The sequence below is a fragment of the Streptomyces sp. NBC_01551 genome, from assembly GCF_026339935.1.
Classification (GTDB): domain Bacteria; phylum Actinomycetota; class Actinomycetes; order Streptomycetales; family Streptomycetaceae; genus Streptomyces.
Genome location: NZ_JAPEPX010000001.1, coordinates 5,611,007 through 5,630,930, shown reverse-complemented (window position 1 = coordinate 5,630,930; position 19,924 = coordinate 5,611,007). Strand labels below are relative to the sequence as shown.

The following is a 19,924-nucleotide window of genomic DNA, read 5'->3' as shown; positions in this document are numbered from 1 at the left end:
CATGACCACCCAGGCACCCGAGCCGACGCTCACCGTCGACGAGCTGGCCTCCCGGGCGGGCGTGACCGTCCGCACCGTACGGTTCTACAGCACGCGCGGGCTTTTGCCCCCTCCCGTGATCGGCCCTCGTCGGGTGGGCCACTACGGCCCGGAGCACCTGTCCCGGCTGGCCCTCATCGAGGAGTTGCAGCACCAGGGCATGACCCTGTCGGCCATCGAGCGGTACCTGGACGCGCTGCCGGACGACCTGAGCGCGCACGACCTGGCGATCCACCGGGCGCTGGTGGCGACGTGGGCGCCGGATTCGGCGCTGGAGTCCTCGCGGGAGGAGCTGGAGAAGCGCGCCGGGCGGGCCCTGACGGAGGCCGACATCCGGCGGCTGACGGCGATGAACGTGCTGACGCCGAGCGCGGAGGGCTTCCGGGTGGACGTGGGCCTGCTGCGGCTGGGGGTCGCGCTGCTCGACGTGCCTATCGCGCACGAGACGATCCTGGTGGCGCGCAAGGTGCTGCTGGAGCACGCGCGGACCGCCGCGCACCAGCTGACGGCGCTGTTCCGCGACGAGGTGTGGGGGCCGTTCACGCAGGGCGAAAGCGATCCGGAGCGGGTGGAGTCGATGAAGGCGCTGTCCGCGCACATGCAGCCGATGGTGGTTCAAGCCCTGGTCACCGCCTTCCAGCGGTCGCTGAAGGAAGAACTGAAGGCGGCGTTCGCCCCGGAGGGGTGACCTCGCGCGGCCCCACCCGGCCACCCAACGGGCCGACCCAGCAGGTAGGTTCGCCGCCATGTCGATCATCCACAAGACCACGATGAGCCCCGGCAAGCTGGAGCTCCTTGCCGCCTGGCTGCCGGCCCAGCCCTGGTACCTGCCCACCGGGCGGCCGCCGGCCCTGGCCCGCGCGGGCGGATTCCGCCTCGACGACCCCGAGGGCGAGGTGGGCATCGAGTTCATGGTGGTCACCGACACCTCGGGCGAGGAGCCGACCGCGTACCACGTGCCGCTCACCTACCGCGGCGCTCCGCTGGCCGGCGCCGAGGCCGCCCTCGTCGGCACCACCGAGCACGGCGTCCTCGGACGCCGCTGGGTGTACGACGGGCCGCACGACCCGGTGCTGACCGCGCAGTTGCTGGCGCTGTTCCGGGGCCGCGCCGAGCCGCAGGCGCAGAGCCTGAGCGACACCCCGGACCCCTCCGTCACCGCGCGGTACGAGGGACCGGAGCCGGCGGACGCCGAGGACGCCCCCGCGCTCACCGTGACGCGCGTGCTCGGGGATGCGTCGGCCCCCGCGGCCAAGCCCCTCGGCGAGGTCACCGCGGGCTGGACCGGCCCCGACGGGACCGCGCACCGGGGCGTGTTCGCGTCCCTCGCCGCGCGCTGACCCGCCACGCCGAACGGTCCCGGGGGCAGGACCCGCCCCCGGGACCGCGGCGCGGCCGTCCGCTCAGTCGGCGTACGTCTCGCCGCGCTCGGCCTTCGCGACCAGCGAGGCCGGCGGGATGAAGCGCTCACCGTACTTCTCGGCCAGCTCGCGCGCCCGGGCGACGAAGCCCGCGAGGCCGCCCTCGTAGCCGTTGACGTACTGGATCACGCCGCCCGTCCAGGCGGGGAAGCCGATGCCCATGATGGAGCCGATGTTGGCGTCGGCGATCGAGGTGAGCACGCCCTCGTCGAGGCAGCGGACGGTGTCCAGGGCCTCGGAGAAGAGCATCCGCTCCTTCATGTCCTCGAACGGGATCTCATGGCCCGGCTTGGCGAAGTGCTCGCGCAGGCCCGGCCAGATGCCGGCGCGCTTGCCGCTCTCGTCGTACGCGTAGAAGCCGGCCCCGCCGCTGCGCCCGGGGCGCCCGAACTCGTCCACCATCCGGTCGATGACCGCGTCGGCGGGGTGCTCGGTCCACGCCTTGCCCTCGGCCTCGAAGGCCTTGCGGCTCTCGTTGCGGATCTTGCGGGGCAAGGTCAGGGTCAGCTCGTCCATCAGGGACAGCACCTTGGCCGGGTAGCCGGCCTGCGCCGCCGCCTGCTCGATCGAGGCGGGCTCGATGCCCTCGCCGACCATCGCCACGCCCTCGTTGATGAACTGGCCGATGACGCGGGAGGTGAAGAAGCCGCGCGAGTCGTTGACCACGATCGGGGTCTTGTTGATCTGGCGGACCAGGTCGAAGGCGCGGGCGATCGCCTCGTCGCCGGTGCGCTCGCCCTTGATGATCTCCACCAGCGGCATCTTGTCGACGGGCGAGAAGAAGTGCAGCCCGATGAAGTCGACGGGGCGCGAAACGCCCTCCGCCAGCCCGGTGATGGGCAGCGTGGAGGTGTTGGAGCAGAGCAGCGCGTCGGGCGCGATGACGTCCTGGATCTCCTGGAACACCTTGTGCTTGAGGGCGGTGTCCTCGAAGACGGCCTCGATCACGGCGTCGCAGCCCGCCAGGTCGGCGGCCTCGGCGGTCGGGGTGATCCGGGCGAGCAGCTCGGCGCGCTTGGCCTCGGTCGTACGGCCCCGGGAGAGCGCCTTGTCGAGCAGCTTCTCGGAGTACGCCTTGCCCTTGGCGGCGGCCTCGGGGGTGACGTCCTTGAGCACCACCTCGATGCCCGCGCGGGCGCAGGAGTAGGCGATGCCGGCGCCCATCATGCCGGCGCCGAGGACGGCGACCTTGCGGACGGCGCGCGGCTCGATGCCCTGCGGGCGGCTGCGGCCGGCGTTGACGGCCTGGAGGTCGAAGAAGAACGCCTGGATCATGTTCTTGGCGGTCTGTCCGGTGACCAGCTCGGTGAAGTAGCGGGCCTCGATGGTGAGCGCGGTCTCGAAGTCCACCTGGGAGCCCTCGACGGCGCAGGCCAGGATGTTGCGCGGCGCCGGGTACGGGGCACCGTTCAGCTGCTTCTTCAGGCTGGCCGGGAACGCGGGGAGGTTGGCGGCGAACTTCGGGTTCGACGGCGTGCCGCCCGGGATGCGGTAGCCGGGGACGTCCCAGGGCTGCTTCGACTCCGGGTTGGCGTCGATGAAGGCGCGGGCCTTGGCCAGCATCTCCTCGGGCGTGGCGGCCAGTTCGTGCACGAGGCCGTTGTCCAGGGCGCGCTGCGGGGTGTACTGGGTGCCCTGGAGCAGTACCTTGAGCAGCGCGTCGGCGATGCCCATCAGGCGCACGGTACGGGTGACGCCGCCACCGGCGGGGAGCAGACCGAGGGTGACCTCGGGCAGGCCGATCTTGGAGCCGGGCGCGTCGAGGGCGACGCGGTGGTGGGAGGCGAGGCAGATCTCGTAACCCCCGCCGAGGGCGGCGCCGTTGATGGCGGCGACGACGGGCTTGCCGAGGGTCTCGATCCGGCGCAGGGAGCGCTTGATCTCGGTGCCGGTGTCGAAGGCGATCTGCGCGTCCGCCGGGCGCAGCCGGATCATGTCCTTGAGGTCGCCGCCCGCGAAGAAGGTCTTCTTGGCGGAGGTGAAGATGATGCCCCGGATGGAGTCCTTCTCGGCCTCGGCGCGGTCGGCGATCGCCGCGATGGAGTCCTTGAACGCCTGGTTCATCGTGTTGGCGGACTGGTTGGGGTCGTCGAGGATCAGGGTGACGACGCCGGTCTCGTCCTGTTCCCAGCGGATGGTGCGGGTCTCGGTCATGGGGTGGGTCTCTCCGTGGAAGTCTGGTTCGGCAGGGCCGGGCGGGAGGGGGGCCGGGTGGTCCGGCTCGGGCGCCACGGGGTCGTCGGACCCGCGCCGCGCCGCACGGCTACAGGCGTTCGACGATGGTGGCGACGCCCATGCCGCCGCCGACGCAGAGGGTGACGAGCCCGTAGCGCTTGTCCTGGCGCTCCAGCTCGTCGACGATCGTGCCGAGGATCATCGCGCCGGTGGCGCCGAGCGGGTGGCCGAGCGCGATGGCGCCGCCGTTGACGTTGACCTTGTCGAGGGAGAGGCCCATGTCCTTGACGAAGCGCAGCACGACGCCCGCGAAGGCCTCGTTGATCTCGACCAGGTCGATGTCGTCGATGGTCAGGCCGGCCTTGGCGAGCGCCTTGCGGGTGGCGGGGGCGGGGCCGGTGAGCATGATGGTGGGCTCGGAGCCGGAGACGGCGGCCGAGACGATCCGGGCGCGGGGCGCGAGGCCGTTGCGCTCCCCCGCCTCGCGGGAGCCGATCGCGACGAGCGAGGCGCCGTCGACGATGCCGGAGGAGTTGCCCGCGTGGTGGACGTGGTCGATCTTCTCGACCCAGTGGTACTTCTGCAGCGCGACGGCGTCGAAACCGCCGAGCTCGCCGATGTCCGCGAAGGACGGCTTGAGCTTGGCGAGGGTGTCGGCGGTCGTGCCCGGGCGGACGAACTCGTCGTGGTCCAGGACGATCAGGCCGTTGCGGTCGGTGACCGGGACGACGGACTTGGCGAAGCGGCCGTCCTTGATGGCGGCCGCCGCGCGCTCCTGCGACAGCGCCGCGTACTCGTCCACGTCGCGCCGGGAGAATCCCTCGATGGTGGCGATCAGGTCGGCGCCGATGCCCTGCGGGACGAAGCCGGTGTCCCAGTTGGTCATCGGGTCGGCGAACCAGGCGCCGCCGTCGGAGGCCATCGGGACGCGGGACATGGACTCCACGCCGCCCGCGAGGACCAGGTCCTCCCAGCCGGAGCGGACCTTCGCGGCGGCCAGGTTGACGGCCTCCAGGCCCGAGGCACAGAAGCGGTTCTCCTGCACGCCGGCCACGGTGTCCGGGAGCCCGGCGGCGATGGCCGCGATGCGGGCGATGTCGGAGCCCTGGTCGCCGACGGGGCCGACGACGCCGAGCACGATGTCGTCGATGGTGGCCGGGTCCAGGCCGGGGTTGCGCTCGCGCAGGGCGTCGATGAGGCCGACGACGAGGTCGATCGGCTTGGTGCCGTGCAGGGAGCCATTGGCCTTGCCGCGGCCGCGCGGGGTGCGGATCGCGTCGTATACGTAAGCTTCGGTGCTCACTGGTCAAGCCTTTCGGAGGTGTGCGAGGGGGAGGTCAGCCGAGCAGGGAACGACCGATGATCTCTTTCATGATCTCGGTCGTGCCGCCGTAGATGGTCTGGATGCGGCCGTCGGTGAAGGCCCGCGCGACCCGGTATTCGGTCATGTACCCGTAGCCGCCATGCAGTTGCAGGCAGCGGTCGGCGACCCGCTTCTGGAGTTCGGTGGCCCACCACTTGGCCATCGAGGCGTGGACGTGGTCCAGCTCGCCGTTGGAGTGGTCGGTGATGCAGCGGTCGAGGAAGGTGCGGGTGACGGCGCACTCGGTGGCCATCTCCGCGATCTCGAAGCGGATGTGCTGGAGCTTGGACAGCGGCCGCCCGAAGGCCTCCCGCTCCTTCACGTACTGGGTCGTGATCTCCAGCAGGTACTCGGCGGCGGCGATGCCGGCCATCGCGATGCCCATCCGCTCCTGCGCGAGGTTGGTCATCAGGTGGACGAAGGCGCCGTTCAGCTCGCCGAGCAGGTTCTCCTTCGGGACGCGCACGTCGTTGAAGAACAGCTCGGCGGTGTCCTGGGACTTCTGGCCGATCTTGTCGAGGTTGCGGCCGCGCTCGAAGCCCTCGGCGCCGCGCTCGACGACCAGCAGCGACAGCCCGTGCGCACCGCCCTCGGGGGTGGTCTTCGCGACGACGATGACCAGGTCGGCGAGGATGCCGTTGGAGATGAAGGTCTTGGAGCCGTTGAGCAGCCAGTGGTCGCCCCGGTCCTCGGCGGTGGTGCGGATCCCCTGGAGGTCTGAGCCCGCGCCCGGCTCGGTCATCGCGATGGCGGTGATGGTCTCGCCGGAGCAGAAGCCGGGCAGCCAGCGGTGCTTTTGCTCCTCGGTGGCCAGCGAGGTCAGGTACGGGCCGATGATGTCGTTGTGCAGGCCGATCGCGAGCCCGGCGGCGCCCGCGCGGGTGAACTCCTCGGCTATCACGGCGGCGTAGCGGAAGTCGGCGTTGCCGCCTCCCCCGTACTCCTCGGGGACGGCCAGGCCCAGCAGTCCCTGGCGGCCGGCGGCCAGCCAGGCCTCGCGGCTGACGATGCCGTCCTTCTCCCACTGGTCGTAGTGCGGCAGCACCTCCTTGGCGAGGAAGGCGCGGACGGTCTCTCGGAACGCCTCGTGGTCGGCGTCGAAGATCTGGCGTCTCATGGATGCGGCTCCTTACAGCCAGTTCTTGACGGTTTCGATCAGCCGGGCCGGGTCGGGGCCGACCGGGGTGACGTTGAGCATCGTGACGCCGGCCTCCCGGAAGGCCTCGACCCGCTCGCGGACGTAGCCCTCCGGCCCGCACAGGGTCATGAGCTCGCAGAACTCGTCCGGGACGGCGGCCGCGGCGTCGCGCTTGCGGCCGGAGAGGTAGAGCTCCTGGATCTTGCGGGCCTCCTCCTCGTACCCGTAGGCGACGGCGAGGTCGTTGTAGAAGTTCTTGCCGGCCGCGCCCATGCCCCCGACGTACAGGGCGATCTGCGGGCGCGCGAGGTCCCGTACGGCGGCCGCGTCCTCACCGATGGCGAGCAGCCCGCCCGCCACGGTCTCCAGCGGCCCGAGCTCCGGGGCCCGCAGGGCGGCGCCCTCGGCGAGGGCGCTCCCCCACACCGCGTCGGCCTTCTCGGGGATGAACAGGGTGGGCAGCCAGCCGTCGGCGATCTCGGCGGTCATCCGCACGTTCGCGGGCCCCAGCGAGGCGATGTAGACGGGGATGTCGCTCCGCACCGGCCGGGTGAGCATCTTCAGCGGCTTGCCGTGCCGGCCGCCCTTCTCGGGCGGCAGCGGCATGTCGGTGATGCCGTGGTGGTCGATGGTCTCGCGGCGCCAGATGCGGCGGCACAGCCCGACCGTCTCGCGGGTCCGGCCGAGCGGCTTGTCGTACGGCTTCCCGTGCCAGCCCTCGACCACCTGCGGCCCGGAGGCGCCGAGTCCGAGCAGGGCCCGCCCGCCGGAGAGCGCGTCCAGCCCGGCGGCCGTCTGGGCGATGAGGGCGGGGGTGCGGGAGTAGACGTTGACGATCGCCGAGCCGATCTTCATCCGCTCGGTGCGGGCGGCGAGGTAGCCCATGATCGTCGGGGAGTCGAAGCCCCACGCCTCGGCGACCCAGACGGCGTCGAGACCGGCCGACTCCAGCGCGGCGGCCTCGTCGGCGGCCCGGCGCGGGTCCTCGGCGTAGTCGAGCATCATCGACAGTTCCATCAGGCGCCCTTCGCGGTCAGGCCCGGCACGCCCCAGTCGGCGGCCACGGCTTCGGTGTCGGCCCCCGGCTGGGCGGGGCCGCCGGTGACGGCGGTCGGGGTCGCGGAGAACCGGGGCGCGGGGGCGGGCTGGGTGATCCCGCCGAAGTCGGTGAAGGTGCCGCGGGCGGCGAGGTGCGGGTGCTGCGGCGCCTCGCGCAGCGAGAGCACGGGTGCCACACAGGCGTCGGTCCCCTCGAAGACCGCCGTCCACTCGGCGCGGGTGCGAGCCTTGAACCGCGCGGCAACGGCCTCACGCAGCTCCCCCCACCGCGCCACGTCCCTGCGCGCGGGCGCTTCCTCCACGATCCCCAGCAGCCGGACGAACTCGTCGTAGAACTGCTGCTCCAATGCCCCGACCGCCATGTACTGCCCGTCGGAGGTCTCGTACGTGCCGTAGAAGGGGCAGCCGCCGTCCAGCAGATTGGCCCCGCGCCGGTCCTGCCAGCCGCCGGCCGCGACCATGCCGTGGATCATGGCGGTGAGGTGGGCGGTCCCGTCGACGATGGCCGCGTCCACGACCTGGCCCGCGCCGCCCGGGGTGCGGGCGTATTGGAGGGCCGCGAGGACGCCGATCACCAGATAGAGCGAACCGCCCGCGTAGTCCCCGACGAGGTTGGCGGGAACGGCCGGGGGCTCACCCGGGTTCCCGATCATGCCGAGGGCTCCGGTGACGGCGATGTACGCGATGTCGTGCCCGGCGGAGTGCGCGAGTGGGCCTTCCTGGCCCCAGCCGGTCATCCGGCCGTACACCAGCTTCGGGTTCCGCGCGTGGCAGTCGGCGGGTCCCACGCCGAGCCGCTCGGCCACCCCGGGACGGAAGCCCTCGATGAGCACGTCGGCCCGCTCGACCAGCTCCAGCACCCGCTCGGGCCCCTCGGCGGACTTCAGGTCGATCAGGACGGACCGCTTGTTGCGGTTGGTGACGTCGTACGCCGGGTTGACGGCGAGCCCGCCGCCGCCGGGCCGGTCCACCCGTACGACATCGGCCCCCAGGTCGGCGAGGAGCATGGCGGCGAACGGGCCCGGGCCGATGCCCGCCAGCTCGACGACGCGCACTCCGGCGAGCGGGCCGTTCCCTGTCACTGCCATCGAGCCCCCAGCATTGTTAGCCGCACGGTGTGACACAACTGATGTAACACCAGCGATGCTAGGAACGTGTTCCACTCAGCACAAGCCCCAAGCAAGCAAGCGCTTAGCCGGTTGTCTCGATCCGGGCGTCCAATTCCCTCAGATGCCGCTTGAGGGCCACGGTCCGATAGCTCTCCTCCACCCACTCGCAGAGCACCTCGGCCGACGGCGCGCCCTTCTCCGCCAGCGGCACCGACACCCAGCCCGCCTTGCCCAGCCCGTACCCGGTGGGCGTCGCGCCCGGCGCCGTCATCGCGTGCCCGTGCAGCGCCTCGTCCTTCAGCTTGACCGACAGCCCGGGCGGCCCGTCGGTATTGCCCAAGAACACGAAGATCTTCTTGTTGACCTTCACCACACAGTCCTCGGGACCCCAGGGAAACTCCTCGACCGCCTCCGGAAGCCCCAGGGCGAACTCCCGCACCGCCTCCCACTTGCGCACCGCAGCCTTCATCGACGCCTCCACTTACCGCAGGTCACACCTGCTCGCACGGACAGTCGAGACTCACGCTAGCCTCAGCCACCGACAACAGCTGGGAGGAGCGGTCACATGAACGCAGGGGTTCGGCAAGGCGATCCGGAACGGGCCTACGACGTAGTGCTCTTCGGCGCGACCGGGTTCGTGGGAGCACTCACCGCCGAGTACCTCGCCGCACACGCCCCCGCCGACTGCCGGTGGGCCCTGGCGGGCCGGGACCTCGGAAAGCTGGAACGGCTGCGCGAGCACCTCACCGCCCTCGACCCGGCCTGCGCGGACCTTCCACTGCTCCGGGCCGACGCCCGGGACACCGAGGCGGTGCGCGAACTGGCCGCCTCCACCCGGGTGCTGGCCACGACCGTCGGCCCGTACATCTGGTACGGCGCCGAACTCGTCGCCGCCTGCGCCGAGGCCGGCACCGACTACCTGGACCTCACCGGCGAGCCCGAGTTCGTCGACCGGACGTACGTCGAGCACGACGCCCGGGCCCGCGAGACCGGAGCCCGCCTCGTCCACGCCTGCGGCTTCGACTCCATCCCGGCCGACCTCGGCGCGTACTTCACCGTGAACCAGCTCCCCGAGGGCGTCCCGCTCCGCGTGGACGGCTTCATGCGCTCCAACGCCCTCTTCTCCGGCGGCACCCTGGCCTCCGCCCTGACCGCGATCGGCCGCGGCCCCCAGACCCTGGCCGCCGCCCACACCCGCCGCCTGCACGAGCCCCGCCTCCTGGGACGCCGCGTACGAGGCCCCCTGGGCGCCCCCCGGTTCAGCACCGAGACCGGCACCTGGGCCCTGCCGCTGCCCGCGCTCGACCCCCGGATCGTCGCCCGCTCGGCCGCCGCCCTGGACCGCTACGGCCCGGACTTCCGCTACCGGCACTACGCCTCCGTCCAGCACCTCCCCATCGCCCTGGGCGGTACGGCGGCCCTCGGCGCGACCGCCGCCCTGGCCCAGCTCCCGCCCGCGCGGCGCTGGCTGATGAGCCGCTGGGAGTCGGGCCGGGGCCCGGACGCGGCGCGCCGGGCGCGCAGCTGGTTCACCGTCCGCTTCGTCGGCACCGGCGGCGGCCGCCGGGTCTTCACCGAGGTCTCGGGCGGCGACCCGGGCTACGGCGAGACGGCGAAGATGCTCGCGGAATCGGCCCTCTGCCTCGCGTACGACACCCTCCCCGACCGGGCGGGCCAGCTCACCACCGCGGTGGCCATGGGCGACGCCCTCCTGGACCGCCTCCAGAAGGCCGGCATCCGCTTCCGGGTGGCCGACGCCCGCTGATCAGGACGCCTCACGCAGCGCACGCCGGCACAGCGAGTCGGCGTGCCGCGTGGTCTCCGGAATCCTGAACCGGGGACTCAAAGCCAGCGTCTGCGCACAGGCGTTGTCCAACGAAACACGGTGCCCGACGGACACATAGACCGGCTTGACCCCGCCCTGAGTCCGCAGCGCCCGCCCGACGACCTGCCCGTCCGCCGCGACAAGCGACGAGACGTCGCCCCGCCGCGCGCCCGGCTCCTCGTAGGCAAACGTAAAGGGGTTCTTCGCAACGCCGATACTGGGCAACCCGGTCACCACCCCGAGATGGCAGGCAAGCCCGAACCCACGCGGATGCGCCAACCCGTACCCGTCGCACACCACGAGCCCCGGAGCAGCGCTCAACGCGTCCAGCGCGGCCAAAACCGTCGGCAACTCCCGAAACGCCAGCAGCCCGGGCACATACGGAAAGCTCACACGCCCGACGGCAGTCGCCTCCTCCACCACCTCCAACGTCGCCGCGTCGAGCACCACGGCCGCCGCGGCCACCAGATCGCGCTCGTCGTCGTACGCGACGTCCACACCGGCGATCAGCCCGAGCCCCACAGCGGGCCCAGCCTCGTCCAGCACCACACTCTTACGCAGTTCGTCTTGTATCGCCCGGGCCTCGGCCTCGTCGGCGGGGGTCTTCACGCTCGTCATGATGGTGCGAGAGTAGCCTGGCGATCATGTTCGTCATGGAGCTCACCTACATCGCGCCCATCGAAGCCGTCGAAGAGCAGATGGACGCCCACATCGCCTGGCTGGACGGCCACTACGCGGCAGGCGTCTTCCTCGCGTCCGGCCGCAAGGTCCCGCGCGACGGCGGCGTCGTCCTGGCCGGCGGGGTCTCCCGCGCGGAGATCGAGAAGATCGCCGCCGACGACCCCTTCACGGTGGCCGGGGTCTGCGAGTACCGCATCACCGAGTTCATCGCCACGAAGACCTCGGCCGACCTCGCGACGGTCCGCGAAACCCCGCTGCCGTAGCGTCGCCCGACCTGGAGGCGTCCCGGCGGCCCCATACGGCGGTCAGCCGCCAAGCCGTGCGAAGCGCGTGGCGATCTGTGGCGCGGCGACCCCGCGCCGCGAACGCCGGCGGGGCTGAACACGCGGTCGGCGGGACCCGTCCCTGGGCACCGCCCAACCCCGCCCGGCACCACCCCCGCACCGCAGCGCCCCGCCCCGCCCCACCCCGCCCACGGAGTTCCCCTTGACCACCCCCCGCCCCGCAACCCCCGCCGACATCCCCGAGCTGATACGCCTGCGCGCCGTCGCCCTGTCCAGCCTCGGCGTCGACCCCGGCCCCGCCGACTCCGTCTGGCGCGAGAACGCCCACGGCTGGTTCCGCGAACGCATCACCGGCCGAACCGACGTGCACTGCCTGGTAGTCGGCGGAGCCCCCGGCGAGCCCCTGCTGGCCACCGGCATGGCCTGGGTGACGTACCACCTCCCCAGCCCCCAGTGGACCGACGGCCGCCGCGGCTACCTCGACGGCATCGTCACCGACGAGGCCGCCCGCGGACGCGGCCACGGCCGCCGGATCGTCGACGGGCTCGTCTCCTGGCTCAACGACAGCGGCATCCACTACATCCAGCTGCACGCCAGCGCCGACGGCGAGCCCGTCTACAAGGCAGCGGGCTTCGTCAGTGGCCGCTACCCGGGCATGGACCTCTTCACCAACACAAGGCCCTGATCAGCCCCGGTCCAACCTCTCCAGCCTTTCAGACCTCTCCAACCCTTCAGGCTTCTCCAACCTCCCCACCCGCCCCTTCTCCCCCGCAGCCCAGCATCCCCCGTCGCCCGCGCAGTCCACGGTGTCGAACGACCCCGCGTCCAGCGCCCGCCAAGTCCGCCCCCCGTCCAGCGTCACATCGGTGCCCGTCGGTCCCACCGCCAGCGCCGCTCCCCGGGCGTACGGGTGCCAGGCCGCGCCCGAGCGGTAGCCGGGCGGCGGGGTCGTCGCCGGGCGCCAGGTGCGGCCCGCGTCGGACGACACCGCTGCGGCCCGCGGGGAGGCCTGCCCGGCCCGGTAGTCACCGCCGACGGCGAGGCCCGTCGTACGGTCGCGGAAGGCGAGGGCGAACACGCCCTTCGCCGGGTCTCCCGCCGGGATCACGGATTCGGCCACCTTCCAGCTCCGCCCCCGGTCCCCGGAGTGCAGCACGCGCGAGACGGCGCCGCCACCCGTGGCAAGCCACACGTCCCGCGCCCCGGCGCTGACGAGACACTGCCCGCTGGCCGCGAAGCCGGCCTCACCCGGCAGCGCGTCCGGCATGCCGGTGCTCGGCAGGACCTCCCAGCTACGGCCGCCGTCGTCCGTGGACAGGATGCGGAACTTGCCGTCCACCGGGTCGCTCATCGCGAGTCCGTGCCGGGAGTCGAAGAACGTCAGGCAGTCGTAGAAGGCCCGCGGATCGGGGTTACGGAAGGTCTCGCTCCATGTCGCCCCTCCGTCCTCGGTCCGCAGCACCCGGGAGGCCTCGCCCTCACCGATGGACAGCGCCACCGCGCGCCGGGCGTCGAAGGCCTCGATGTCGCGCAGCTCCAGCCCCTCCGCCACCGCCCCGGGCGGCGAAACGTCCCGCCACGTGCGGCCCCCGTCCACGGTCCTGAGCACGGTCCCCTTGGACCCGGCCACCCAGGCCGTACTACGACTGACGGCGGCCAGCCCCCGGAACCGGGAGTCCTTCCCGGTCTCCTTCACCCCCCACCCCAGCCCACGTAACCCACCAGCACCGTCGCCACGAGCAGCACCGGCGGCACGAGCGGCACCAGCAGCACCACCGGCACCAGCAGCACCACCGGCACCACCAGCACCCGAATCACCGCCAGCCCCCTCACCCGCAACAGCCGGCGCCCCCATCACCCCCAACACCAAGCTCACCGCGCACACCCCGCCCCGCACCGCGACGCCAAACCCGACCCCAACCCCAGCCCCAACTCCCAGAAGTCTCATGGCGCCGGAAGCTAACGCACCCCGGAATCGCCGTCCAGGGTGCGTCCCCACCGCCACATTCCTACGCTGGCCCCATGCCCTCCAAGGAACCCAAGGCCTACGACGGCAAGCACATCACCGTCACCTACGACGTCGGGCGGTGCCTCCACGCCGCCGAATGCGTGCACGGCCTGCCCGAGGTCTTCGACTCCGGGCAGCGCCCCTGGGTGCAGCCGGACGCGGCTGATCCCGAGCGGGTCGCCGAGGTGATCCGGCGCTGTCCCTCGGGCGCGCTCCAGTACCGCCTCTCCGACGGCCCGGCCGAGGAACCGGACCGGCCGACCACCGTCGTACGGTCCTCCGTCGGCCAACTGATCCTGCGCGGCGAACTGAGCGTGACGACTCCGGAAGGGGTCCGCAGGGAGACCCGGGCGATGCTTTGCGCCTGTGGAGTGAGCCGGAACCAGCCTTATTGCGATCACTCCGGAGCCTGCGGCGCGGACTGAGACCCCTTCTCCCATCCCCGTCCCACCCTCCCCCACGGTCACTCTGTGCGATCACACGGACGCGTTTCGGCCAATCGGTGACACAGCTCACGCAACTCCGCATGCACGGAATTGCCGATTCCGGCGTCTATCCGGTTGTCGGGCTCCACCCCAGGCCCGCCAGCAGATCCGCCGCAAGGGAGCGAGCCTTGATCACTGTCATCGAGCAGGCCGTGCAGGCCCGTCTGGTCGCCACCGCCCCGAAGGTCGAGACCGTACCTGTCACGCTCAGCTACGACCGCGCGGATCCCTTCGCCATCCGCATGGCCTTCCCCGCCCCGGCCACGCTGGAGGGCATCGAGATCTCCTGGACCTTCGCGCGCGAGCTGCTGGAGTCCGGGCTGGACCGCCCGACGGGCGCGGGCGACGTGCGCGTGCGCCCGTACGACGCCGACCGGACGACCGTCGAGTTCCACGCGCCGGAGGGCGTCGCGATCGTGCTGATGCTCACGGCCGAGCTGCACCGTTTCCTGGAACGGGCCGCGGCCGTCGTACCGCCGGGCCTGGAACACCTCTACCTCGACGTGGACCACGGCCTGGCAGAACTCATGCGCGGCCGCTGACACACATCTCCGCTACCCCTCCCCCGCCCCTGACCCTTCCCCCTCCATAATTCGTTTGCGGGCGGCCCAGGCCGCCCGTAACTTCGTTGACGCCCCATTGCCGCCGAAACGGAGTAGGACATTGCTCGTCTGAGGTCCGAGACACCGATCACCGCCCGTCAGCACCACCACCGCGGTCCGGTACGGCTGTCTCCCCGAGTTGCACGCACACTCACGCAACCTGGAGGCCTCCATGAGCCACGCCCCTACCTTCGTCACCTGCTCCGCCCTCTCCTTCGACTGGCCCGACGGAACCCCCGTCTTCGACGGCTTCCACCTGGCCGTGGGCCCCGGCCGCACCGGCCTGATCGGCCTCAACGGATGCGGCAAATCAACCCTGTTGAAGCTCATCGCCGGTGAACTGGCCCCCACCGACGGCCACTCCGCCGTCGCCGGCACGGTCGGCTACCTCCCGCAGAGCGTCACGCTCGACACCGGACTCCGCGTCGACCAGGCCCTCGGCATCGACACCGCCCGCGCCGCCCTGCACGCCATCGAGGCGGGCGAGGCGACCGAGGCGAACTTCGCCGCCGTGGGCGACGACTGGGACGTCGAGGAGCGGGCCCTCGCCACGCTCGACCAGCTCGGGCTCGCCCGGATCGGCCTGGACCGCACCGTCGGGGAACTCTCCGGCGGGGAGTCCGTCCTGCTCCGGCTGGCGGCGTTGCTGCTGGCCCGGCCGGACGTCCTGCTGCTCGACGAGCCCACCAACAACCTGGACCTGCGGGCCCGTCGCCGCCTGTACGCGGCGGTCGAGTCCTGGTCCGGGGTGATGATCCTGGTCAGCCACGACCGCGAACTCCTCGACCGGGTCGACCAGATCGCCGAGCTGCGCGACGGCGAAGTGCGCTGGTACGGCGGCAACTTCACCGACTACGAGGCGATGCTCGCCGCCGAGCAGGACGCGGCCGAGCGGATGGTCCGGGTCGCGGAGGCCGACGTACAGCGGCAGAAGCGGGACCTGGCCGACGCGCACGCCAAGTTGGCCCGGCGCAAGCGGTACGGCCAGAAGATGAACGACACCAAGCGCGAGCCGAAGATCGTCATGGGCGCCCGCAAGCGCGCGGCGCAGGAGTCGGCCGGCAAACACCGCATCATGCACACCGAGAAGCTCGCGGACGCCCGGGAGCGGCTCGACCAGGCGGTCGAGGCGGTCCGGGACGATGCGGAGATCCGTATCGAGCTGCCCGCCACCCAGGTCCATCCGGGCCGACAGGTGCTGACCCTGAGCAATCTGCACCTGGCGCACGGGGCCTCGGTCCCGGGCGAGTGGGAGCTGCGCGGTCCGGAGCGGATCGCGCTCGTGGGCCGCAACGGCTCGGGCAAGACCACCCTGCTGCGCACGGTGGCCGGGCTCGTCCCGGCGGTGTCCGGGGAGGCCATCACGCACGTTCCGACGCGCTTCCTGCCGCAGCGACTGGACGCGGACGTGCTGGACGACGGCCGTTCGGTCGTGGAGAACGTGGCACGGTTCGCCCCGCAGGCCACGAACAACCTGATCCGGGCGCGGCTCGCGCACTTCCTGTTCCGGGGTGCCCGCGCGGACCGCCCGGCCGGCACCCTGTCGGGCGGGGAACGCTTCCGCGCGGCGCTGGCGGCCCTGCTGCTGGCGGAGCCGGCTCCGCAGCTGCTGATGCTGGACGAACCGACGAACAATCTGGACCTGGCGAGCGTACGGCAGCTGGCGGGCGCGCTGGAGTCGTACGAGGGCGCGCTCGTGGTGGCGAGCCACGACGTGCCGTTCCTGGAGTCGATCGGCATCACGCGATGGCTGCTGCTCGACGGCGACCTCCGGCCGACCACGGCGGAGGAGGTCCGGGAGTCCCTGTGGCACGAGTGATGCCCGAAGGCCGACCCGCCTGACAGAGGCAGACCAGGGGCCGGGGATCGGAGAACCGGGGATCGGAGAACCGGGGACCGGGGCACCGGACGACCGGAGGCCGGGGGTCCGGAGGCAGCGCCTACCGGACCCCCGACCTCCGCCATTCCCTCCTCCGGGGGACGCCCAAGGCATCGATTCGGCGTCAATCCGGCAAAGTCGAACCACCCCTGCGCATGACTTTCAGCCGCAGCACGCCCTCAAACGGCTCCTCAAACTGCACAGATAACCGGATGTAATCGGACATAGGGACCGGTGGGGCTTGGCTGGCCTTCACGGCGCGCTTAACCTACGGGTTCGTAGGCTACGGAACCGTAGGTAATTCGCTTTGTCCCCAGGAGTACCAGTGACGATCACCTCTCCCCACCTCGGCAGCTCGGAGGCGTGGACCGACGCCAAGCTGCTGTACGCGCTGGAAGAGGTGGTCGAGAAGGAACTCAACCGCCATCTGAAGGTCACCAAGGACTGGATGCCCCACGAGTACGTCCCGTGGAGCGACGGCCGGAACTTCCCGGGCTTCTTCGAGGACGGCGAGGCCTGGGACCCGGAGCAGTCCAAGGTCACCGACATCGGCAAGATCGCGCTGGTCGTGAACCTGCTGACCGAGGACAACCTCCCCAGCTACCACCACGAGATCGCGACGCTCTTCGGCCGCAACGGCGCGTGGGGCACCTGGGTGCACCGCTGGACCGCCGAGGAGGGCCGTCACGGCATCGTGATGCGCGACTACCTGCTCGCCTCCCGCGCCGTGGACCCGGACAAGCTGGAAGCGTTCCGCATGCAGCACATGTCGGAGGGCTTCGAGTCCGACAACCGGCACTCGATGCTGCACTCGGTCGCGTACGTCGCCTTCCAGGAGCTCGCGACCCGCATCTCGCACCGCAACACCGGCCACCAGTCCGGTGACCCGGTCTGCGACCGGATGCTCGCCCGCATCGCGCAGGACGAGAACCTGCACATGGTCTTCTACCGCAACCTGCTGGGCGCGGCCTTCGAGCTCGCCCCGGACCTCACCATGCAGGCCGTGCGGGACGTCGTGGTCAACTTCCGGATGCCCGGACACGGCATGCCCGGCTTCGAGCGCATGGCGGCGCAGATGGCGATCGGCGGGGTCTACAACCTGCGGATCCACCACGACGACGTGCTGAGCCCCGTGATCCGCTTCCTGAAGATCATGGACATCGACGGCCTGGGCCCCGACGGCCAGAAGGCCCAGGAGGAGCTCGGCCTCTTCATGAACGGCCTGGACGGCGAGGCGCGCAAGTTCGACGAGCGCCTGGCCGCCCGCGCGGCACGCATCGCGGCCCGCAAGGCCTGATGCCCACAGGCCCCCGGGCCTGACCGGTTCCCGCTCCCCCGACGGGGAGACGACGATTGCCCTGGCAGAGCCGTGCTCTGCCAGGGTTTTCGCGTCGTGACCTTCCTCCAGGCGGACATCGACCAACTGGCCCGTTTCTCCCGCACCCTCGACTCCTCTCCTCGCTGACCGCTCTGCGGGAGGCCCGCACCGCGCTGAGACGCGCTCGCGCGCAGGGTGGGTCGGTGCGGCGGAATGGGAGGGCTACGCGGACCTGATCAGTCGCGCGGGCGCAGCGCGAGGCGTTCGGTTTCCGAGAGGCCGCCCCAGACACCGAAGCGCTCGTCGTTCGCCAGGGCGTACTCCAGGCACGCCGCCCGACCCTCGCAGGCACCGCACAGCCGCTTCGCGTCGCGCAGCGACGAGCCCGGCTCCGGGAAGAAGAATCCCGGGCCCGTCTGGGCGCACAGGGCGAGTTCGTACCAGGCGGGGGCAGCGGCGGTCGTCGTCCGCTCACTCGTGTTCATCGACATGCGCCGAGACTGTCCGCCACCGATGGACGTCCTATCAACACCTGATCAACAAGCGTTCATGCGCCCCGGTGTTCACATCTCCGAGCATCGCACCCGCCACTGACAGCGGCCGCTCCACAGAGTGAACGACCGTGCGTTCGTTAAGATGGGCCCTATGGCAGACGGACGCGTGGAGCGCGGCAACCAGACGCGGCGGACCGTCCTCGAGCGCACCATGAGCATCGCCTCGGTGGACGGCCTGGAGGGCCTGTCGCTGGGGAAGATCGCCACGGATCTGGGCTTGAGCAAGAGCGGAGTGTTCGCGCTCTTCGGCTCGAAGGAGGACCTGCAACTCGCCACCGTCCGCGCCGCCGTGGACGTGTTCATGGACGTGGTCGTGCGGCCCGTGCGCAGGGAGCCGGCCGGTCTGGCCAAGGTCTGGCGGGTGTGCGGGCTCTGGATGGACTACTCCAGGGACCGGACCTTCCCCGGCGGCTGCTTCTTCTACGCGGCCGCGGCGGAGTTCGACTCGCGTCCCGGCCCCGTGCACGACGAGATCGCCAAGGCCCGGTCCGACTGGACGCGGTACATCGAGCGCCTCCTGGACGAGGCGCGGCTGACGGGCGGGTTCCGGGCGGGGACGGACGCGGCGGAGGTGCCGCAGCTGGCCTTCGAGATCATCGCGCTGATGGAGCTGGCCAACGCGCATTCCGTGCTGCACGAGGACCCGGTGGCCTACGAGCGGGCCGCGCGCGGGGTACTGGCCCGGCTCCGTGCGGTGGCGGCCGATCCGGACGCCCTCCCGGACCGGCCGGCCGCCACTGCTCCCGTCGACTCCCCCGGCTAGGACGGCGCGACCGCCGGGGCCGTCACGAAGTCCACCGCGGCGGTGATGACCTGCGGGTCGGCGAGGATGCGGCGGTGGCCCAGGCCCCGGGTCTCGATCAGCCGGGCCCGGTTGCCGTACGCGGCGGCGATGCCGCGGGACTGGGACGGGGTCGCCATGTCGTCGTCGGCGTCGTGCACCAGGAGGATCTCCGCCGGCACTTCCTCGGGGTTGCGACGGGCGTCGAGGCGGGGCCAGATGCCGGGCTCGTCGGAGAAGAGGCGGCGCTGGATGTGGTGGCGCAGCGCGCGCTCGACGGCCGGGCCCACGCCGAAGTTCCGGCGGAACTGCGCCATCAGGTAGTCGAAGTCGGCGATCCCCCCGATGCCGACGATCCGGTCCGCGGGGATGCCGTCCCGCAGGGTGAAGAACGTGGTGAGCACCCCGAAGGAGTGGGCCACGACGGCCGAGAAGTCGCCGTGCTCCGCGTGCAGTCGGCGGATGATCTCGCGCTGCCTGCGGATCGTGGTGGCGCGGCCGCCGGATTCGCCGTGACCGGGGGCGTCGAAGGAGACGACGGTGCGGCCCTGGGCACGGAGCGCGGTGATGAAACCGGCGAGCCGCGAGGCGCGCGAGGTCCAGCCGTGCACCACCAGCACGGGCCGGTCGCCGTCTCCCCAGCGGTACGTGGTGACGGGTATGCCGTCCACGGTGAGCCGGCCGGTCACCGCCCCGGCCATCACCTCCGCCTCCTCGGGACGGAGCCGGGGGCGGCCGATGGGCCGGACGAACAGCGCGAACGCCGCCCGCCCGGCCAGGGCTGGGGCGACGCGGGCGCCGAGGGTGAGGGAGGTGCTCAGGAGTGAAGCCATGGGGTGCATGCCCGGTTCTCCGAAATCTCCTCAACTGGCCAACGGCCAGAGGGCTCGCCCAGGCCGGAGGGCATGGGCAGGATGACGGGCAAAATATTAGCACGATCGTTCGTGTTGTTTTTAGTCCGGACAGCGACGCCCTGCGGCGCGAGGGGCTACTCAACCCCGCCGTCAGGCGGTGCGCCGCCAGGCGCGGCCCGTGCGCGGGATTGACCCGCGCCAGCAGCGGGTGGCCGTCGGCCGCCGGATCGTGCGGACCGTCCGATACGTCGGGTAGCCGTCCGGCAGTTGCCGCGCGGTCGCCCCGAACGGGATGAGCGGTCCGTCGACGTCGAGGAAGAGCAGGGGCGTGGTGCGAGACGGTATGTCC

Annotated in this window: 20 protein-coding genes and 2 pseudogenes; 10 read left to right on the top strand and 12 right to left on the bottom strand. The window is 71.7% G+C overall.

Annotated elements, in window-relative coordinates; all coding sequences use genetic code 11:
* Position 1 precedes the first annotated feature (1 nt).
* Positions 2 to 727 (top strand): MerR family transcriptional regulator, encoded by a 726-nt coding sequence (locus OG982_RS25410; RefSeq protein WP_266782833.1) that lies wholly within the window; start codon positions 2 to 4, stop codon positions 725 to 727.
* 58 nt (positions 728 to 785) lie between these two features.
* Positions 786 to 1,379, top strand: a complete 594-nt coding sequence (locus tag OG982_RS25405; protein WP_266782835.1) for a 1,4-alpha-glucan branching protein — start codon at positions 786 to 788, stop codon at positions 1,377 to 1,379.
* A gap of 63 nt (positions 1,380 to 1,442) precedes the next feature.
* Here the strand turns inward: OG982_RS25405 and OG982_RS25400 are convergent, their stop codons facing one another.
* From OG982_RS25400 to OG982_RS25375, 6 genes are all read right to left on the bottom strand, one after another.
* Entirely contained in the window at positions 1,443 to 3,614 is a 2,172-nt protein-coding gene (locus tag OG982_RS25400) for a 3-hydroxyacyl-CoA dehydrogenase NAD-binding domain-containing protein (protein WP_266949283.1), read from the bottom strand.
* 109 nt (positions 3,615 to 3,723) lie between these two features.
* Positions 3,724 to 4,938 carry an acetyl-CoA C-acetyltransferase gene (locus OG982_RS25395; RefSeq protein WP_266949281.1) on the bottom strand — a complete coding sequence of 405 codons (1,215 nt, stop codon included), beginning with the start codon at positions 4,936 to 4,938 and terminating at the stop codon, positions 3,724 to 3,726.
* Positions 4,939 to 4,972: 34 nt separating this feature from the next.
* Positions 4,973 to 6,115, bottom strand: a complete 1,143-nt coding sequence (locus tag OG982_RS25390; RefSeq protein ID WP_266782841.1) for an acyl-CoA dehydrogenase family protein — start codon at positions 6,113 to 6,115, stop codon at positions 4,973 to 4,975.
* A gap of 12 nt (positions 6,116 to 6,127) precedes the next feature.
* The gene (locus OG982_RS25385; RefSeq protein WP_266949279.1) at positions 6,128 to 7,153 is read right to left on the bottom strand and encodes an LLM class F420-dependent oxidoreductase; all 1,026 of its coding nucleotides are present in this window, start codon (positions 7,151 to 7,153) and stop codon (positions 6,128 to 6,130) included.
* Positions 7,153 to 8,283, bottom strand: a complete 1,131-nt coding sequence (locus OG982_RS25380; protein ID WP_323139281.1) for a CaiB/BaiF CoA-transferase family protein — start codon at positions 8,281 to 8,283, stop codon at positions 7,153 to 7,155. Before OG982_RS25380 ends, OG982_RS25385 begins: the two co-directional genes overlap by 1 nt.
* Positions 8,284 to 8,386: 103 nt before the next feature.
* Entirely contained in the window at positions 8,387 to 8,773 is a 387-nt protein-coding gene (locus OG982_RS25375; protein ID WP_266949278.1) for an MmcQ/YjbR family DNA-binding protein, read from the bottom strand.
* A gap of 96 nt (positions 8,774 to 8,869) precedes the next feature.
* On the opposite strand from OG982_RS25375, the gene OG982_RS25370 reads away from it, so the two are divergent.
* On the top strand, positions 8,870 to 10,069 hold the full coding sequence (locus OG982_RS25370; RefSeq protein WP_266782845.1) for a trans-acting enoyl reductase family protein: 1,200 nt from the start codon (positions 8,870 to 8,872) through the stop codon (positions 10,067 to 10,069).
* Here OG982_RS25370 and OG982_RS25365 read toward each other — a convergent pair whose 3' ends face one another.
* Positions 10,070 to 10,747 (bottom strand): endonuclease V, encoded by a 678-nt coding sequence (locus OG982_RS25365; RefSeq protein ID WP_266782847.1) that lies wholly within the window; start codon positions 10,745 to 10,747, stop codon positions 10,070 to 10,072.
* A gap of 26 nt (positions 10,748 to 10,773) precedes the next feature.
* Here OG982_RS25365 and OG982_RS25360 point away from each other — a divergent pair, with 26 nt between their 5' ends.
* On the top strand, positions 10,774 to 11,073 hold the full coding sequence (locus OG982_RS25360) for a YciI family protein (protein ID WP_266782849.1): 300 nt from the start codon (positions 10,774 to 10,776) through the stop codon (positions 11,071 to 11,073).
* Positions 11,074 to 11,296: 223 nt separating this feature from the next.
* Positions 11,297 to 11,779, top strand: a complete 483-nt coding sequence (locus OG982_RS25355) for a GNAT family N-acetyltransferase (RefSeq protein WP_266782851.1) — start codon at positions 11,297 to 11,299, stop codon at positions 11,777 to 11,779.
* Here the strand turns inward: OG982_RS25355 and OG982_RS25350 are convergent.
* Positions 11,780 to 12,799 (bottom strand): annotated as a pseudogene (locus OG982_RS25350) (WD40/YVTN/BNR-like repeat-containing protein); the annotation flags it as partial.
* Positions 12,787 to 12,933: a hypothetical protein gene (locus OG982_RS25345; protein WP_266950005.1), complete on the bottom strand. Its 147-nt coding sequence runs from the start codon at positions 12,931 to 12,933 to the stop codon at positions 12,787 to 12,789. The pseudogene OG982_RS25350 and the gene OG982_RS25345, both read right to left, overlap by 13 nt.
* Before the next feature lie 183 nt (positions 12,934 to 13,116).
* Here OG982_RS25345 and OG982_RS25340 point away from each other — a divergent pair, with 183 nt between their 5' ends.
* The 4 genes from OG982_RS25340 (at position 13,117) to OG982_RS25325 (ending at position 17,365) form a co-directional block, all read left to right on the top strand.
* Positions 13,117 to 13,527, top strand: coding sequence for a (4Fe-4S)-binding protein (locus tag OG982_RS25340; RefSeq protein ID WP_266782853.1), 411 nt, complete (start codon positions 13,117 to 13,119; stop codon positions 13,525 to 13,527).
* Between the two features lie 188 nt (positions 13,528 to 13,715).
* The gene (locus OG982_RS25335; protein WP_266782855.1) at positions 13,716 to 14,129 is read left to right on the top strand and encodes an SsgA family sporulation/cell division regulator; all 414 of its coding nucleotides are present in this window, start codon (positions 13,716 to 13,718) and stop codon (positions 14,127 to 14,129) included.
* 232 nt (positions 14,130 to 14,361) lie between these two features.
* On the top strand, positions 14,362 to 16,008 hold the full coding sequence (locus OG982_RS25330; RefSeq protein ID WP_266949276.1) for an ABC-F family ATP-binding cassette domain-containing protein: 1,647 nt from the start codon (positions 14,362 to 14,364) through the stop codon (positions 16,006 to 16,008).
* A gap of 385 nt (positions 16,009 to 16,393) precedes the next feature.
* The gene (locus tag OG982_RS25325; protein WP_266782859.1) at positions 16,394 to 17,365 is read left to right on the top strand and encodes an acyl-ACP desaturase; all 972 of its coding nucleotides are present in this window, start codon (positions 16,394 to 16,396) and stop codon (positions 17,363 to 17,365) included.
* A 257-nt stretch (positions 17,366 to 17,622) separates the two neighbouring features.
* Here the strand turns inward: OG982_RS25325 and OG982_RS25320 are convergent, their stop codons facing one another.
* Positions 17,623 to 17,877, bottom strand: coding sequence for a WhiB family transcriptional regulator (locus OG982_RS25320; RefSeq protein ID WP_266782861.1), 255 nt, complete (start codon positions 17,875 to 17,877; stop codon positions 17,623 to 17,625).
* A gap of 154 nt (positions 17,878 to 18,031) precedes the next feature.
* Here OG982_RS25320 and OG982_RS25315 point away from each other — a divergent pair, with 154 nt between their 5' ends.
* On the top strand, positions 18,032 to 18,703 hold the full coding sequence (locus tag OG982_RS25315; RefSeq protein WP_266949274.1) for a TetR/AcrR family transcriptional regulator: 672 nt from the start codon (positions 18,032 to 18,034) through the stop codon (positions 18,701 to 18,703).
* On the opposite strand, the gene OG982_RS25310 is transcribed toward OG982_RS25315, so the two are convergent.
* Positions 18,700 to 19,554 (bottom strand): alpha/beta hydrolase, encoded by an 855-nt coding sequence (locus OG982_RS25310; protein ID WP_266949272.1) that lies wholly within the window; start codon positions 19,552 to 19,554, stop codon positions 18,700 to 18,702. The two genes, OG982_RS25315 and OG982_RS25310, sit on opposite strands and share 4 nt — an antisense overlap.
* Before the next feature lie 181 nt (positions 19,555 to 19,735).
* Positions 19,736 to 19,920 (bottom strand): annotated as a pseudogene (locus OG982_RS25305) (hypothetical protein); the annotation flags it as partial.
* Between the last annotated feature and the right edge of the window lie 4 nt (positions 19,921 to 19,924).